General features: G+C 68.1%; 13 protein-coding genes and 1 pseudogene. 8 read left to right on the top strand and 6 right to left on the bottom strand.

Translation table 11 applies throughout. The annotated features are described in order from the left end of the window. Positions 1 to 10: 10 nt before the first annotated feature. The 3 genes from ACSFB7_RS21770 to ACSFB7_RS21780 all read right to left on the bottom strand — a co-directional run bounded on the left by ACSFB7_RS21770 (position 11) and on the right by ACSFB7_RS21780 (position 3,497). On the bottom strand, positions 11 to 1,207 hold the full coding sequence (locus ACSFB7_RS21770; RefSeq protein WP_435473838.1) for an acyl-CoA dehydrogenase family protein: 1,197 nt from the start codon (positions 1,205 to 1,207) through the stop codon (positions 11 to 13). An 85-nt stretch (positions 1,208 to 1,292) separates the two neighbouring features. Beyond that, entirely contained in the window at positions 1,293 to 2,522 is a 1,230-nt protein-coding gene (locus ACSFB7_RS21775; RefSeq protein ID WP_435473840.1) for an aminoglycoside phosphotransferase family protein, read from the bottom strand. A 105-nt stretch (positions 2,523 to 2,627) separates the two neighbouring features. Further along, the gene (locus ACSFB7_RS21780; RefSeq protein ID WP_435473842.1) at positions 2,628 to 3,497 is read right to left on the bottom strand and encodes a UDP-2,3-diacylglucosamine diphosphatase; all 870 of its coding nucleotides are present in this window, start codon (positions 3,495 to 3,497) and stop codon (positions 2,628 to 2,630) included. 94 nt (positions 3,498 to 3,591) lie between these two features. Here ACSFB7_RS21780 and ACSFB7_RS21785 point away from each other — a divergent pair, with 94 nt between their 5' ends. Continuing rightward, positions 3,592 to 5,325: a lysoplasmalogenase family protein gene (locus ACSFB7_RS21785; RefSeq protein WP_435473844.1), complete on the top strand. Its 1,734-nt coding sequence runs from the start codon at positions 3,592 to 3,594 to the stop codon at positions 5,323 to 5,325. A 280-nt stretch (positions 5,326 to 5,605) separates the two neighbouring features. On the opposite strand, the gene ACSFB7_RS21790 is transcribed toward ACSFB7_RS21785, so the two are convergent. Genes ACSFB7_RS21790 through ruvB form a run of 3 tightly spaced genes read right to left on the bottom strand, consistent with a single transcriptional unit; the run spans position 5,606 to position 8,010 of the window. Then, positions 5,606 to 5,983 carry a nuclear transport factor 2 family protein gene (locus ACSFB7_RS21790; RefSeq protein ID WP_435473846.1) on the bottom strand — a complete coding sequence of 126 codons (378 nt, stop codon included), beginning with the start codon at positions 5,981 to 5,983 and terminating at the stop codon, positions 5,606 to 5,608. 4 nt (positions 5,984 to 5,987) lie between these two features. Next, positions 5,988 to 6,938 carry a CDF family Co(II)/Ni(II) efflux transporter DmeF gene (gene dmeF / locus ACSFB7_RS21795; RefSeq protein ID WP_435473848.1) on the bottom strand — a complete coding sequence of 317 codons (951 nt, stop codon included), beginning with the start codon at positions 6,936 to 6,938 and terminating at the stop codon, positions 5,988 to 5,990. Between the two features lie 7 nt (positions 6,939 to 6,945). Continuing rightward, a complete protein-coding gene (gene ruvB / locus ACSFB7_RS21800) occupies positions 6,946 to 8,010 on the bottom strand; it encodes a Holliday junction branch migration DNA helicase RuvB (protein ID WP_124459683.1) in 1,065 nt (354 codons plus the stop codon). Between the two features lie 171 nt (positions 8,011 to 8,181). Here ruvB and ACSFB7_RS21805 point away from each other — a divergent pair, with 171 nt between their 5' ends. The 7 genes and pseudogenes from ACSFB7_RS21805 to ACSFB7_RS21835 all read left to right on the top strand — a co-directional run bounded on the left by ACSFB7_RS21805 (position 8,182) and on the right by ACSFB7_RS21835 (position 14,718). After that, complete coding sequence (locus tag ACSFB7_RS21805; RefSeq protein ID WP_435473851.1) at positions 8,182 to 8,811, top strand: CDP-alcohol phosphatidyltransferase family protein; 630 nt, start codon at positions 8,182 to 8,184, stop codon at positions 8,809 to 8,811. A gap of 42 nt (positions 8,812 to 8,853) precedes the next feature. Further along, a complete protein-coding gene (locus ACSFB7_RS21810; RefSeq protein ID WP_435473853.1) occupies positions 8,854 to 10,623 on the top strand; it encodes a bifunctional alpha/beta hydrolase/class I SAM-dependent methyltransferase in 1,770 nt (589 codons plus the stop codon). Further along, entirely contained in the window at positions 10,620 to 11,978 is a 1,359-nt protein-coding gene (locus ACSFB7_RS21815) for a phosphatase PAP2/dual specificity phosphatase family protein (protein WP_435473855.1), read from the top strand. Before ACSFB7_RS21810 ends, ACSFB7_RS21815 begins: the two co-directional genes overlap by 4 nt. After that, positions 11,968 to 12,420, top strand: a complete 453-nt coding sequence (locus tag ACSFB7_RS21820; protein WP_435473857.1) for a hypothetical protein — start codon at positions 11,968 to 11,970, stop codon at positions 12,418 to 12,420. The genes ACSFB7_RS21815 and ACSFB7_RS21820 overlap by 11 nt, the downstream gene beginning before the upstream one ends. Then, positions 12,417 to 13,145: a lysophospholipid acyltransferase family protein gene (locus tag ACSFB7_RS21825; protein ID WP_435473859.1), complete on the top strand. Its 729-nt coding sequence runs from the start codon at positions 12,417 to 12,419 to the stop codon at positions 13,143 to 13,145. The genes ACSFB7_RS21820 and ACSFB7_RS21825 overlap by 4 nt, the downstream gene beginning before the upstream one ends. After that, positions 13,142 to 14,098, top strand: coding sequence for a phosphatidate cytidylyltransferase (locus ACSFB7_RS21830; RefSeq protein WP_435473861.1), 957 nt, complete (start codon positions 13,142 to 13,144; stop codon positions 14,096 to 14,098). Before ACSFB7_RS21825 ends, ACSFB7_RS21830 begins: the two co-directional genes overlap by 4 nt. After that, positions 14,095 to 14,718 (top strand): annotated as a pseudogene (locus tag ACSFB7_RS21835) (YdeI/OmpD-associated family protein). Before ACSFB7_RS21830 ends, ACSFB7_RS21835 begins: the two are co-directional and overlap by 4 nt. Positions 14,719 to 14,722 lie beyond the last annotated feature (4 nt).

Genomic DNA, 14,722 nt, shown 5'->3' on the forward strand with positions numbered 1-14,722 from the left:
GGCGATGACCTCAGCGGGCGAGCAGGTGGGCGGCGACGATGTTGCGCTGCACCTCGTTGGAGCCGGCGTAGATGGAAGCGGCGCGGTCGTTGAGGTAGGCCGACATCGAGAACACGGCTTCTTCGGGAATTGGCAGCTCGCCCGCAAGGCCGTCGTCCAGCGGCAGGTTGGCGGCGGCGTAATGGCCGGCAATTTCGACGCCGAGTTCGGTCAGCCGCTGGCGCAGTTCGGAGCCGAGCACCTTGCCCATCGATGGGCGAATGCCGTGCGGTTCACCGCGTGCCTGCGCGCGCAGCGACTGGAGTTCGGTGGCTTCGACGGCGTCGATGGCGCAGTCCATCTCGGCCAGGCGCAGGGCCATGTCGTTGGCCTCATCGCTGTCGCGGCCGGAGCTTGCGAACGCCGCATCGGCCGCCGCGCTGAGGCGGCGCAGCCGTGCGCGCAGCATGGGCGCCCACGCACCGCCGCGCTCGTGCTGCAACAGGTACTTGGCGATGGTCCAGCCCTGGTTCTCTTCGCCGATCAGCCCTTCGGCGGGCACGCGCACGTCGTCGAAGAACACCTGGTTGAGTTCGTGGTCGCCCGAGATGCTGATGATCGGCCGGATGGTGATGCCCGGCGCGGGAATGTCGAAGCACAGGAAGCTGATGCCCTGCTGCGGCTTGCCGCCCGAGGTGGTGCGCACCAGGCAGAACATGCGGTTGGCGTATTGCGCATGCGTGGTCCAGATCTTGGTGCCGTTGATGACGTAGTGGTCGCCATCGCGCACGGCCTTGCATTGCAGCGAGGCGAGGTCGGAGCCCGATTGCGGCTCCGAGTAGCCCTGGCACCAGTAGTCCTCGCCCGAGCGGATGCCGGGCAGCCATGCGCGCTTTTGCGCCTCGGTGCCGAAGGCGATGATCACCGGCGCGACCATGCCGGGGCCCATGGGCGCGCGCGGCGGTGCGTCGGCTGCCGCCAGCTCGCTCGCGAAGATGTAGTGCTGCATCGGCGTCCAGCCGGTGCCGCCGTGTTCGACGGGCCAGTGCGGCACGCTCCAGCCGCGCTTGGCCAGGATGCGGTGCCAGCGGTTGCCGTATTCGTAGTCGGTGAAGATGCCGGAGCATCGGCGGCCGGCCGCGCGCAGCTCGGGTGTCAGTTCGCGCGCGAGAAAATCGCGCACCTCGTCTCGGAATGCGGTCTCCGCCGCGCTGAGTGTCCAGGCCATGGTGTCGTCCCGTTGGAATGCACCGGACAGTGTGCGCCCGGAACCCCGCCCCCGGTATCGTCGGATCGGACGAAGAAACGCCGGCTCAGGCGCCGGCCTTGGCCTCTTTGCGCAGCAGCACGGCCGTCTCCTGCAGCCATTCGACAGGGTCCACGACGTGATAAGGCCACTCCGCCGGCTCGATGTGGTCGAGGAAGTGCTGATAGATCACCGCCTGACGGGCTGCAGCGACCGGGGCCAGCAAGGCTGCGGCGCGCTCGGGATCGCTCCCCGGAACGGCCTGCCGCCACTGCTGCAGCCAGTGCGCGCGGACGGTGCCGAGAGCATCGCCCGGCACGCGGCTCAGAAAGGCCGGCTGGTCGAGCAGCGGATGCCCAACACCGCTGTCGCCCCAGTCGAGCAAGGTGATCGCCTGCGGCGTGCCGCGCACATTGCCGGGGTGGAAATCGCCGTGAACGAGCGTGTCGTCAAGGCCGCAGGTGGCGACCTCGGCGAAGCGCCGGGGCAGGTCGGCCAGGAAATCGGCAAGCACCGAACGGTCCTGCGAAGAGAGCGCACTCGCCGTGCGATCGACCACGGAAGTGATCACCGCCGTGAGCGCCGGAGCCCGCCAGTCCGGCAGGCCGAGCGCGAGCAGTTCATCGCCCCGCCCCAGCCACGCATGCTGCAGGCCGACCAGCAGCGTCACCATGTCCAGCAGCACGGGCAGCTCGGCTTCGTGCAGGTCTTCCCCCGGGATTTCTGCCAGAAGAATGCGGCCGCCGTCGTGCCCGAACAATCGCGGCACGGGCTGGTCCGCCAGCCGTGTCAGCAGCCGCCCTTCATGCGCGAAGAAAGGCGGCACGACCTTCAGCCACACCTGCTGGCCCTCGACCGGAATGCGCCAGAGGCTGGAGAGATTCCAGCTCCGGATCTGGACCGGCGCGCCCACGGGATGCATGCCGTGTCCGGCCAGCACCTTCAGCGCCCACGCCAGGTCGGCGGCCGGGCCACCGGGCTGCGCGTAGGGATGCCGCAGCGGGTGTTCGTCGAGCGTTCCGTGCCACGGCTCGGCGGGCACCGGCTGCGCGACTTCGGCGAGGTAGGTCACCGGGCCGCCATGGGGCCGCTCGCCCTGAGCCGCCAGCAGCCGCAGGATCGTGACCTCGATGCCGTGCTGTTCGCGAACCGCGCTGACGACCGGTTCAGCCTCTTGCCACCAAGGGGTCGAGACGGTGACCGGCGGCAGGCTGCCGACCACGGTGCCGTCGGGCGTCACCAGGACGAGTCGGGCCGTTCGCGGCTTCGGCGTGGGAAGGGGGACAACGGATGTCATGCAAGGCCTTGTTGGGGGAAGGCCTGGCGCCAGACAAGATATCCATCTGCGCGGCCTCGGCAGATTATGAGCAGCCTCCAGAGAGGCCGTGGGGCCGTCTCTTTTTCAGGCCGCGACCGCTTCGCGCGGCGCCGGCACCTTCGACGGCACCGGCATGTGCTGCGCCCAGTCGATGATCTCCAGGGTGCCGTCCGCATGCTCGGCCAGGGCAGTCAGGCTCTCGACCCAGTCGCCGTCGTTGCAGTAGAGGATGCCGTCGATGTCGCGCATCTCGGCATGGTGGATGTGGCCGCAGACCACGCCCTGCGCGCCGCGCTTGCGGGCCTCGCGCGCCACGGCGTTCTCGAAGTCGCCCACGTAGCTCACGGCGCGCTTGACCTTGCCCTTGAGGTACTTGGACAGCGACCAGTACGGCAGCCCCATGCGCGCGCGCAGCGAGTTCAGGTGGCGGTTGAGCTTGAGCGTGAATTCGTAGAGCGAGTCGCCCACGTAGGCGAGCCACTTGGCGCACTGGATCACGCCGTCGAACAGGTCGCCGTGAATGATCCACAGCTTGCGGCCGTCGGCGGTCTCGTGGATCCATTCCTCGGCCACGTCGATGCCGCCGAAGTTGTGGTGCAGGTACTTGCGCGCAAACTCGTCGTGGTTGCCCGGAATGAAGATCACGCGCGTGCCCTTGCGTGCCTTGCGCAGCAGCTTCTGGATCACGTCGTTGTGCGCCTGCGGCCAGTACCAGTGCCGCTTGAGCTGCCAGCCGTCGATGATGTCGCCGACCAGAAAGAGCGTCTCGCACTCGGTGTGCTTGAGGAAGTCGAGCAGCGCGCGGGCCTGGCAGCCGGGCGTGCCCAGGTGCAGGTCGGAGATCCACAGCGTGCGAAAGTGCAGCGGTGGTCGCGCGCGATCTTCGTCCTCCGGGTCGAGGTCCCGGGTCGCGGTGTCGCGCCATGCGCGGATGAAAGCGTCGTCGCGTTGCATGGACGGGTAGGCTCCCACTGCCACGTGACCGGACGATGGCGCCCCCGTGACATCCCGGTGACGTGTGGCCCGGCGGCAACGCCACAATCGCGCGATGCGCCCTGGCCAGATCATCGTTTTCGCGACCCCTGTGTTCTTTCTTCTGATAGCGATCGAATTCGCGGTCGGCCGCGTGCGCGCACGCCGGGGCACGGGGCAGGACACCTATCGCCTGGCCGATGCGGTCAACAGCATCGGGCTGGGCATGCTGAGCCAGATCAGCGCGGTGCTCACCGGCCTCTTGCGCATCGGCATCTACACCGCCGTGTATTCGGCGGTGGCGCTGTTTCCCGACAGCGATTTCTGGACCACCTGGTACGGCTGGCTGCTGGCGCTGGTGTTCTACGACTTCTGCTACTACTGGCTGCACCGCATGGGCCACGAGTCGGCCGTGCTGTGGGCCGCGCATGTGGTGCATCACCAGAGCCAACACTACAACCTGTCGACCGCGCTGCGACAGACATCGAGCGGCGCGCTGTTCGGCTGGATCTTCTATCTGCCGATGGCGGTGGCGGGCGTGCCGCCGGTGGTGTTCGCCATCGTGTCGCTCATCGACCTGCTCTACCAGTTCTGGGTGCACACCGAGCAGGTCGGCAAGCTCGGCTGGTTCGACCGCTGGTTCTGCTCGCCGTCGAACCACCGCGTGCACCACGCCGTGAACGACAACTACCTGGACCGCAACTACGGCGGCATCCTGATCGTGTGGGACCGCATGTTCGGCACCTTCCGCGAGGAAGACGAACGCTGCGTCTACGGCACGCGCGGCGAGTTGCGCAGCTGGGACCCGCTGTGGGCCAACGCCGAGGTGTACTGGGCACTGGCCAAGGACTCATGGCATGCGAAGAGCTGGGCCGACAAGCTGCGCGTGTGGTTCAAGCCGCCGGGGTGGCGGCCGGCCGATGTGGCGGCGCGTTTTCCGAAGCCGGCCTTCGACATCACCAAGGTGACGCGCTACGAGCCGCCGGTCAGCGCCGGCGTGCAGTGGTTCGCGGGCCTGCAGTTCGTGCTGATGCTGGCGGGCGTGGCTGTCTTCCTCTGGTTTTCCGATGCGATGCCGCTGCAGCAGTCGGCCGTCTGGCTGGCCGCGCTGACGGCGTGCCTGTGGGCCATCGGCGGCGCGCTGCAGGGGCGCCTGTCGGTCACCGAGGTGCTGCTGGTGGAAGCAGCGGCCTTTGCCACCGCAAGCGCGGCGCTGGACATCGCGTGGCTGCATCACATCTTCAAGCCGCTGGCACTGTCGATCGCCATCTTCTTCGCGGCGCGGCGCGCGATGAAGGCTGGTGGGGTGGGTCGCTTCGATGCGCTGCTGCTCGCGGGGCTGGTCGGCTCGCTGGCGGGCGACGTGCTGCTGATGGGACCGGCCAGTTTCTTCGTGCCCGGCCTCGTGGCCTTCCTGCTCGCGCACCTGGCGTACATCGCGCTCTTTCGCATCGGCGTCGGCATGTTCCCGCGGCGCGGCGTGCTGGCGGCGACGCTGCTGATCGGCGTCGCGATGTATGCGTTTCTCTGGCACGGCGGATTGCCGCCGGCCTTGCGCATTCCGGTCGGTGTCTATGTGACGGTGATCGCCTGCATGGCGGCGCAGGCCATCGGGCGGGCTGCGGTGCTGCACGACACCGATCCGTCCGCGCGATGGGTGGCGGTAGGCGCGTGCTTCTTCATGCTGAGCGATTCGCTGCTGGCGACGAACCGGTTCGTGATGCCGCTGCCGCTGGCGGCGCTGTGGGTGCTGGCTACGTATTACGTGGCGCAGGTGTTGATCGTGCGGCACGCAAGGCCTGGTCCCTGAATTTCTCCCTCCCCCGCTGGGGGAGGGCCGGGGTGGGGGCAAGCGGCGCATCCACTGGGCACGCCCTGCCTGCCCCCATCCCAACCTTCCCCCAGAGGGGGAAGGAGCAAGACCCAAAACATCGTGCGGCGTGCGCGCCCCGGTCTTCGACTTTGTCTTTCTCCCTCCCCTCCCGGGGGAGGGCCGGGGTGGGGGCAAGCGGCGTATCCACTGGGCACGCTCTGCCTGCCCCCATCCCAGCCTTCCCCCAGAGGGGGAAGGAGCAAGACCCGGAACGCGGCTATGCGGGTTTTTGGCCCATCGTTGGTGGACCGATCTCGAACGATGCCGTCTGGATCAGGCCGTCCCTGACCACATAGATGCAGACCATCTCCACGCTGCCCACACCCTCGGGAAAGTTGCGCGTCACCACTTCATGGTCGACCACGACATTGCCCATGACCGAGCGCTGCAGCAGATGCGCATGGAGATCAGGCTCGGTGAAGCGAACCTCGGTGCGGGCCCGCAACTCCGCGTGCCCGGAGGCCAGCAGCTTCCCCGCCAGTTCGTACTGCCGAGCATCTTCGGCATAGGTGGCCAGCCACGCCTGAAGGTCCTTCGCGTTGTAGGCATCCAACTGGCGCTGAACCACAGCCTCAGCGGAGGAATGAAGCACCATCGGCTCAGTCCACGCAGCGCTGGATTTCCACCGTCGAGTGGCGGATTTCCTCGTGCATCGAGAAGCACGCGCGCACCTCGTCGGCCGTCAGCGTGAGCGAGTGCGTCACGACCGTGAGCGCGCAGGCATAGGCGCCCCGGCCGACGCGCCACACGTGCAGGTCGGCGACGCGGGTTTCCGAATCGGCCAGGGTGGTTTCGACGCCTTCGCGGATCTCGGCTGTCACCGGGTGGTCCATCTCGCGGTCGAGCAGCACCTTGCCGGTTTCCTTCAGCAGCCCCTTGGCCCAGACCGCGACCAGCACCGCGCCGACGATGCCCATCGCCGGGTCGAGCCAGGCCCAGCCATAGAACCATCCGCCCAGCAGCGCCGCGATGGCGAGCACCGAGGTGGCGGCGTCGGCCACGACGTGGATGTAGGCGGAGCGCAGGTTCAGGTCGTGGCCATGGCCGTCGTGGTCGCCGTGATCGTGATGGTCATGCCCGTGGTCATGGCCATGGTGCGTCGCACCCAGCAGCCGCGCACAGACCAGGTTGACCACCAACCCCAGAACCGCCACCGAGATCGCCTCGGGGTAGTGAATGGCCGAAGGCGACCACAGCCGCTCCAGCGAGCCCACCACCATCAGCGCCGCGATGCCCAGCAGCACCAGCGCGCTCGCGAAGCCGCCCAGCACTTCGATCTTCCAGGTGCCGAAGGCAAAGCGCGGGTCGCGGGCATAGCGCCGCGCGGCTGCATAGGCAAAAGCGCTCAGGCCGATGGCCAGCGCGTGCGAGCTCATGTGCCAGCCGTCGGCCAGCAGCGCCATCGAGTTGAACCACCAGCCGGCGCCGATCTCGATGACCATCATCACGGCGGTGATCCACATCACCAGCCGCGTGCTGCGTTCGGCCGAAACGTTGCCGGCGCCGAAGTGGTGGTCGTGCTGCCAGGCGCTCAGGTCATGGGTGTGCATGGTTCTCTCAAGCTCCGAAAAGGTCCTGGCCGTCCGAACGGCTCGAAGGCGGCGTCACGCCAAGATGGCGGTAGGCGGCCAGCGTGGCGATGCGCCCGCGCGGCGTGCGTTGCAGGTAGCCCTGTTGAATGAGGTAGGGCTCGATCACGTCCTCGATGGTGTCGCGCTCCTCGCCGATGCTGGCGGCCACGTTGTCCAGCCCGACCGGACCGCCGTCGAAACGGTGGATCACGGCTTCGAGCAGCTTCCTGTCCATCAGGTCGAAGCCCTGCGGATCGACGTCGAGCATGGCCAGCGCCTTGTGCGCGATGTCTTCGGTGATGCGGCCGTTGCCCTTCACTTCGGCGTAGTCGCGCACGCGGCGCAGCAGGCGGTTGGCGATGCGGGGCGTGCCGCGCGAACGGCGGGCGATCTCGAAGCCGCCGGTTTCGTCGGTCTCCACCTTCAGCAGGCGCGCGCTGCGGGTCACGATCAGCGCCAGCTCTTCGGGCGTGTAGAACTCCAGCCGCGCAACGATGCCGAAGCGATCGCGCAGCGGGTTGGTCAGCATGCCGGCGCGGGTGGTGGCGCCGACCAGCGTGAAGGGCTGCAGGTCGAGCTTGATGCTGCGCGCCGCGGGGCCTTCGCCGATCATGATGTCGATCTGGTAGTCCTCCAGCGCGGGGTACAAAATTTCTTCGACGACCGGGCTCAGGCGGTGGATCTCGTCGATGAAGAGCACGTCATTGGGCTCGAGGTTGGTCAATAGCGCCGCCAGGTCCTTGGGCTTTTCGAGTACGGGGCCCGAGGTCTGGCGCAGGTTCACGCCCAGCTCGGCCGCGATGATGTGCGACAGCGTGGTCTTGCCCAGGCCGGGCGGGCCGAACAGCAGCACGTGGTCGAGCGCCTCCTTGCGCTTGCGCGCGGCGCCGATGAAGATTTCAAGCTGCTCGCGCACCTTGGCCTGGCCGACGTATTCGTCGAGCAGCTTAGGGCGCAAGGCCCGCTCTATTGCCTCTTCGTTGGGCGAAGCGGGGGCTGCGGACACCACGCGTTGGGGGGCGGGCGCGAAGTCGTCGGTCTGGATGGTCATTTGAGGGGGGTTTGCGTTTGCGAGTTTAGTGCCGAGCGCCGCGCCGGGCCGCCCCAAGCAAGCGAGCGGCCCCCTCGGGGGGGCAGCGAGGACACGAAGTGCCGAGCGTGGGGGCCATTCTTCACTGGCAGAATGCTTCGGCCACATAACTAACGAGGGGAAGGCCAGCACGTGTCCATCTACGAACTGAAGCCACGTTTCCAGGCCCTGCTGCGGCCGCTGGTGGTCCGCCTGCATGCGATGGGTGTCACCGCCAACCAGGTCACGATGGCTGCATGCGTCGTATCGGTCGTGCTCGGGCTCTGGCTTTTCTTCGCGGCGCCCTCGCTCGCGGCCTTCGGGCTCATCCCCGCATGGATGTTCCTGCGCATGGCCTTCAACGCCATCGACGGCATGCTGGCGCGCGAGCACAACCAGCAAAGCAGGCTGGGCGCCTTTCTCAACGAACTGACCGACGTGGTCTCCGATGCCGCGCTCTACCTGCCCTTTGCGCTGGTGCTGCCGTTCAGCCCGTTCTGGATCGGCACGGTGATCGTGCTGGCGGGGCTGAGCGAATTCGCCGGCGCGCTGGGCCCGACGGTGGGCGCCTCGCGCCGCTACGACGGCCCCTTGGGCAAGAGCGACCGGGCCTTCGTGTTCGGCGCGCTCGGTCTCTACGTCGCGCTGGGCTGGCCGCTGCCGGGCTGGACGGCATGGCTCATGCCGCTGGTCGCCGTGCTCGTGGCCTGGACCACCGTCAACCGCATCCGCCGCGCACTGGCCGAAGCCGATGCGGCCAGCACGGCCGGTGGTGGCCGCTGAACAAGACGACAAGACAGAACAACACAAATTCACAGGGACTCAATGACCAACAACATCACCCCACGCATTCCGAACGAACTTCATTTCCAGACGCACGACGGCGAATCACTGTTCTACCGCCACTGGCCCGCCACGGGCGCCACGCGGCGCGGCGCCATCGTGCTGTTCCATCGCGGCCATGAACACGGCGCGCGCATGGCGCACCTGGTCGACGAACTCGACCTGCCCGACTTCGACTTCTTCGCCTGGGACGCACGCGGCCACGGCCGCTCGCCCGGCCAGCGCGGCTACAGCCCGAGCTTCGGCACCTCGGTGCGCGACGTGCAGACCTTCGTGCAGCACATCGGCAGCGCGCACGGCGTGCCCGAGCAGGACATCCACGTCGTCGCGCAGAGCGTGGGCGCGGTGCTGATCGCCACCTGGGCGCACGACTACGCACCCAAGGTGCGCGGCCTCACGCTGGCTTCGCCGGCCTTCAAGGTCAAGCTCTACGTGCCGTTCGCGCGCGCCGGGCTGGGGCTGATGCACAAGCTGCGCGGCCTGTTCTTCGTCAACAGCTACGTGAAGGCGAAGTTCCTCACGCACGACCCGCAGCGCATCGCCAGCTACGAGAGCGATCCGCTGATCTCGCGGCCCATCGCGGTCAACATCCTGCTGGGCCTGTACGAAGCGGCCGACCGCGTGGTGGCCGACGCCAACGCGATCACGCTGCCGGTGCAACTGCTGATCTCGGGCGCCGACTGGGTGGTGCACCACAAGCCGCAGCACCAGTTCTTCGAGCGGCTGGGCAGCGCGGTGAAGACCAAGACCGAACTGCCGGGCTTCTTCCACGACACGCTGGGCGAGAAAGACCGCGCGCCCGCCGTGGCGTCGATCCGCGAATTCATCCTGCAGCGCTTCGACGAGCCGGCCGTACCCGTCGACCGCCGCGAAGCACACCTGAGCGGCGACACCGCCGATGAATCGCGCGCGCTGGCCGAACCGCTCTCGCCCCTGTCGCCGCGCGGCGCCTACTGGGCCATGACGCGCGGCGGCCTGCGCGTGGGCGGCGCGCTGTCGAGCGGCATCGCGCTCGGCCACGCGACCGGCTTCGACTCGGGCAGCACGCTCGACTACGTCTACCGCAACCACCCAGAGGGCAAGGGCGCGCTGGGCCGCTCCATCGACAACACCTACCTGAACTCCATCGGCTGGCGCGGCATCCGCCAACGCAAGATCCACGTCGAAGAGCTGCTGCGCATCGCGATGGAGCGGCTGGCCGAAATGCACCGCGAGGTGCGCGTGATGGACATCGCGGCCGGCCATGGCCGCTACGTGCTCGACGCGGTGCAGGCCAGCCCGGTCAAGGCCGCGTCGATCCTGCTGCGCGACTACAGCGACATCAACGTGCGCGACGGCCGTGCGCTCATCGCCGAGAAGGGCCTGGAAGACATCGCGCAGTTCGTGCAGGCCGATGCCTTCGACCGCATCAGCCTTGCCAGCGTCACGCCGCGGCCCACGCTGGCGGTGGTGTCGGGCCTTTACGAGCTGTTCCCCGACAACGAAATGGTCAAGCGCTCGCTCGCGGGCGTGGGCGATGCGGTGGAAGACCGTGGCTACCTCGTCTACACCGGGCAGCCGTGGCATCCGCAACTCGAAATGATCGCGCGCGCACTCACCAGCCACCGCCAGGGCGAAGCCTGGGTGATGCGCCGCCGCACGCAGGTCGAGATGGACCAACTGGTGGAGGAAGCGGGCTTTCGCAAGATCGACCAGCGGGTCGATGAGTGGGGCATCTTCACTGTGTCGCTGGCGGTGCGTACCGGGCGATGAAAGCCTGGCTGGCACAGCGTCCTTGGAAACGCGCAGCCGCATGGCTGGTGTTTTTGGGGCCGCTGTTCTATGCGACCTACGGTTTCGCCAACTGGTGGGCGACCACGCGCGCCAACGTGCCGTCGATGGCTTTCGACTGGGAGCGGCACGTGCCGTTCTGGCCGTGGACGATCTTTCCGTACTGGACGATCAACGTCTTCTACGCGCTGTCGCTCTTTCTCGCGCGCAGCAGGCACACGCTGGACCGTCATGCGCTGCGGCTCGTTACCGCAACGCTGATCGCCTGCACCTGCTTCATCGTCTGGCCGCTGCACTTCAGCTTCGGCCAGCCGGCTGTCGATGGCGCGCCGGCCTTCCTGTTCAACGCGCTGCGCGGTTTCGACCAACCGTTCAACCAGGCGCCTTCGCTGCACATCGCGCTGGCGGTGATCCTTTGGGACTGGTATCGGCAGTTCCTGCGCGGACCGCGCCTGCTCTGGGCGCGGGTGGTGCTGCATGTGTGGGCCTTCGCGATCTGCGCCTCGGTGCTCACGACGTGGCAGCACCACTTCATCGACATTCCGACCGGCGCGCTGCTCGGCCTGGCGTGCGTGTGGCTGTGGCCGCTGGAGCGCGTGGTGTCGATGCCGCGTGCGTGGCGACTCGCGCGCGATGCGCAACGCTGGAAGCTCGCGGGCTTCTATGCGGTGGGTGCGGTGCTGTTCCTTGCTGTGGCTTTGTATGGCGGCGGGGTGTGGCTGTGGCTCGCATGGCCCGCTGCATCGCTCGCTTTCGTAGCGCTCAACTACATCGGCTTCGGCGCACGCGGCTTCCAGATGAACGGACAGGGCCGCATGGGCTGGGCCGCACGCTGGCTGTTCGCGCCTTACCGCCTCGGCGCGGCGTTCAATGCATGGCTCTGGACGCGCAAGCTGCCGGCCTCGGTCGAGGTGATTCCGGGCATTCGCCTGGGCCGCCGGCCGACGCATGCCGAATGGCTGGCCGCCGGCCAGCCCCGGCTGGTGAGCCTGTGCGCCGAGCTGCAGACGCCTGCCGGCGTGCCGCACGCGCACTGCGTGCCCTTGCTCGATCTGGTCGTGCCGCCGACGGTGCGGCTGCAGCGCGCGGCGGCGGTCATCGAAGGCCAGCGCCGGAACGCGGACGGTGCCACAGTGTGGGTCTGCTGCGCGCTCGGCTTCTCGCGCAGCGCTGCGGCGGTGATCGCCTGGCTGGGCCGCTACGGGCCGGTCGGCGGCCCTGCCGAGGCCGAAGACACGGTGCGCCGCGCACGGCCGCAGATCGTGCTGCGGGGCGCGTGGCGGGTGTCGCTGGAGCCGTTCAAGCCTTTGCCGGAGGTACCGCCCCATGACCGATGACAACAACAACGACCGCACCACCTGCGCCGCGCTGGCGGGCCTGCTGCGCGCCACCACGCCGCTGGCCCTCTGGGGCTTCGCGCTCACCTGCATCTCGGCGCTGGTGCTCGCGCTGACGCTGCGCTCGCTCTCGACCACGGCCACCATGGGTTTCGGCGCGGTCCTGATCCTCGGCGCGCTGGAGCGCTACTTCGCGTTCCGGCTGCGCTTCGACGAGGCGCTGTTCGACGGCCTCGCGCGCAACACCGTCGCCTCGCTCGACGCACTCGACAAGGCGCTGTCGGCCCTCGGGCTGCGCGAGGCGCCGCCGTCGCAACACGCCACGCGACCGCTCGACGACCGCGTGCGCGGCACCCGGCAGCTCATGCAACGCCACGCCATCGTGATCGCCTGCCAGAGCGCCATGTTCCTCCTTGCCTTGATGACACAGGACATCTCTTGAACGAAGAAGACAACAACAAAAAGAACGACGGCGCGCCCGCCCAAGCGCCCGAAAGCACCGCGCTGCGGCGCGGCGCGGCCATCGTCGCGGGCAAGCTGATCATCGGCGCGGCCGGCCTGCTGACCGGGGTGCGTGCGATCTGGTCGGGCACCACGCCCAAGGCCGAGCAGACGCTGTACTTCGCCAACCACACGAGCCACGGCGACTTCGTGCTGCTGTGGGCCACGCTGCCGCCCGACCTGCGCGCGCTCACGCGGCCGGTCGCGGGGCAGGACTACTGGGAGGCCTCGAAGCTGCGCAACTTCATCGGCAAGGACGTGTTCAACGCGCTGATGATCCGGCGCGACGGCTCGGGCCAGGGCGGCAACCCGGTCGACCAGATGAAGGACGCGCTGGAAGGCGGCGACTCGCTCATCATGTTCCCCGAGGGCACGCGCAACACGGGCGACGACATCCTGCTGCCGCTGAAAAGCGGGCTCTTTCACCTGGCGCGCGCCTGCCCCAACGTGCGGCTGGTGCCGGTGTGGATCGAGAACCTCAAGCGCGTGCTGCCCAAGGGCACGCTGGTGCCGATTCCACTGGCCTGCACGGTGCGCTTCGGCGCACCGATCAAGCTGGAAGAAGGCGAAGACAAGAACACCTTCATCGCCCGCGCGCGAACCGCCATGCTGGACCTTCGCCCCGAATACGACCGCAACGACAAGGCCGAGGGCACCGCATCATGATCGAAATGTCCCCTTTCGCCTGGACCACCTTCAAGCTCTTCGGTGGCGTCTTCGGCGTGCTGGTGCTGGCCTCGGCCATCGGCGCGCTGCTCAGGTGGCGGGTGGCGCAGGGCCAGCCGCATTCGGTGATCGACAACCTCAACGCCCGCGTCAATGCGTGGTGGGTGATGGTGGCGGTGATCGGCGTGGCCTTCGCGCTCGGCAAGGGCGGCGTGATCGTGCTGTTCTACCTGATCTCGTTCTATGCGCTGCGCGAGTTCATCAGCCTGGCCTACACGCGGCGCGGCGACCACGGGGCGATCGCGCTGGCCTTCTTCGTCGCATTGCCGGGCCAGTACTTCCTGATCTGGATCGACTGGTACGGGCTCTACTCGATCTACATCCCGGTCTACGCCTTCCTGTTGCTGCCCATTCTTGCGACGATGGGCGGCGACACGCAGCGCTTTCTGGAGCGCACCTCGAAGATCCAGTGGGGCCTGATGGTGTGCGTGTTCTGCATCAGCCACGTGCCCGCACTGCTCACGCTGCAGATTCCGGGCTTCGAGGGCCGCAACCTGCTGCTGATCGCCTTCCTCGTGATCGTGGTGCAGGGCAGCGACGTGCTGCAGTACGTGTGGGGCAAGCTGCTCGGCAAGCGCAAGGTGGCGCCCGAGCTGTCGCCTTCCAAGACCTGGGAAGGCCTGATCGGCGGCGTGGCGAGCGCCACCGCGCTGGGCGCCGCGCTCTACTGGGCCACGCCGTTCAACCCGTGGCAGGCCGCGCTGATGGCGCTCACCATCTGCCTCATGGGCTTCTTCGGCGGGCTGGTCATGTCGGCCATCAAGCGCGACCGTGGCGTGAAGGACTGGGGCTCGATGATCGAGGGCCACGGCGGCATGCTCGACCGGCTCGACTCGGTGATCTTCGCCGCGCCGATCTACTTCCACGCGCTGCGCTACTGGTGGGTGCCATGAGCACGGCGCGCGCCAAGGCGACCACGGCGGCGGTTGTTCCCGAGCGGGTCGCGCACGACACGCCGGTCGACTGCCCCACCGTGGCCGGCTGAGCGCGCTGGCTCAAGCGCCACCATGCAACCGCCGCCGGCGTATGGCTGCGCATGGCGAAGAAGGACAGCGGCTTTCCCACGGTGGCTTATGTCGACGTGCTCGAAGTCGCGCTGTGCCACGGCTGGATCGACGGCCAGCGCAAGAGCGACGACGCGCATTACTTCTTGCAGCGCTTCACGCCGCGCACCAGGCGCAGCATCTGGTCGCAGATCAACCGCGCCAAGGCGCTCAAGCTCATCGAAGAAGGCCGCATGCAGCCAGCCGGGCTGGCCGAGGTGGAGCGTGCCAAGGCCGACGGGCGCTGGGACGCGGCCTACGAGGCATCGAGCACCGCCACCGTGCCGCCCGACCTGCAGGCGGCGCTCGATGCCAACAAGAAAGCCGCCGCGTTCTTCGCCAGGCTGGATGCGCGCAACCGCTTCTCGATCCTGTTCAGGACGCAGGGCGCGAAGAAGCCCGAGACGCGGGCCCGGCGCATCGCGCAGTTCGTCGAGATGCTCGCCAAGGGCGAGAAGATCCACCCCTGAGATC

The organism is Variovorax raffinosi, from assembly GCF_051216615.1.
GTDB lineage: Bacteria > Pseudomonadota > Gammaproteobacteria > Burkholderiales > Burkholderiaceae_C > Variovorax.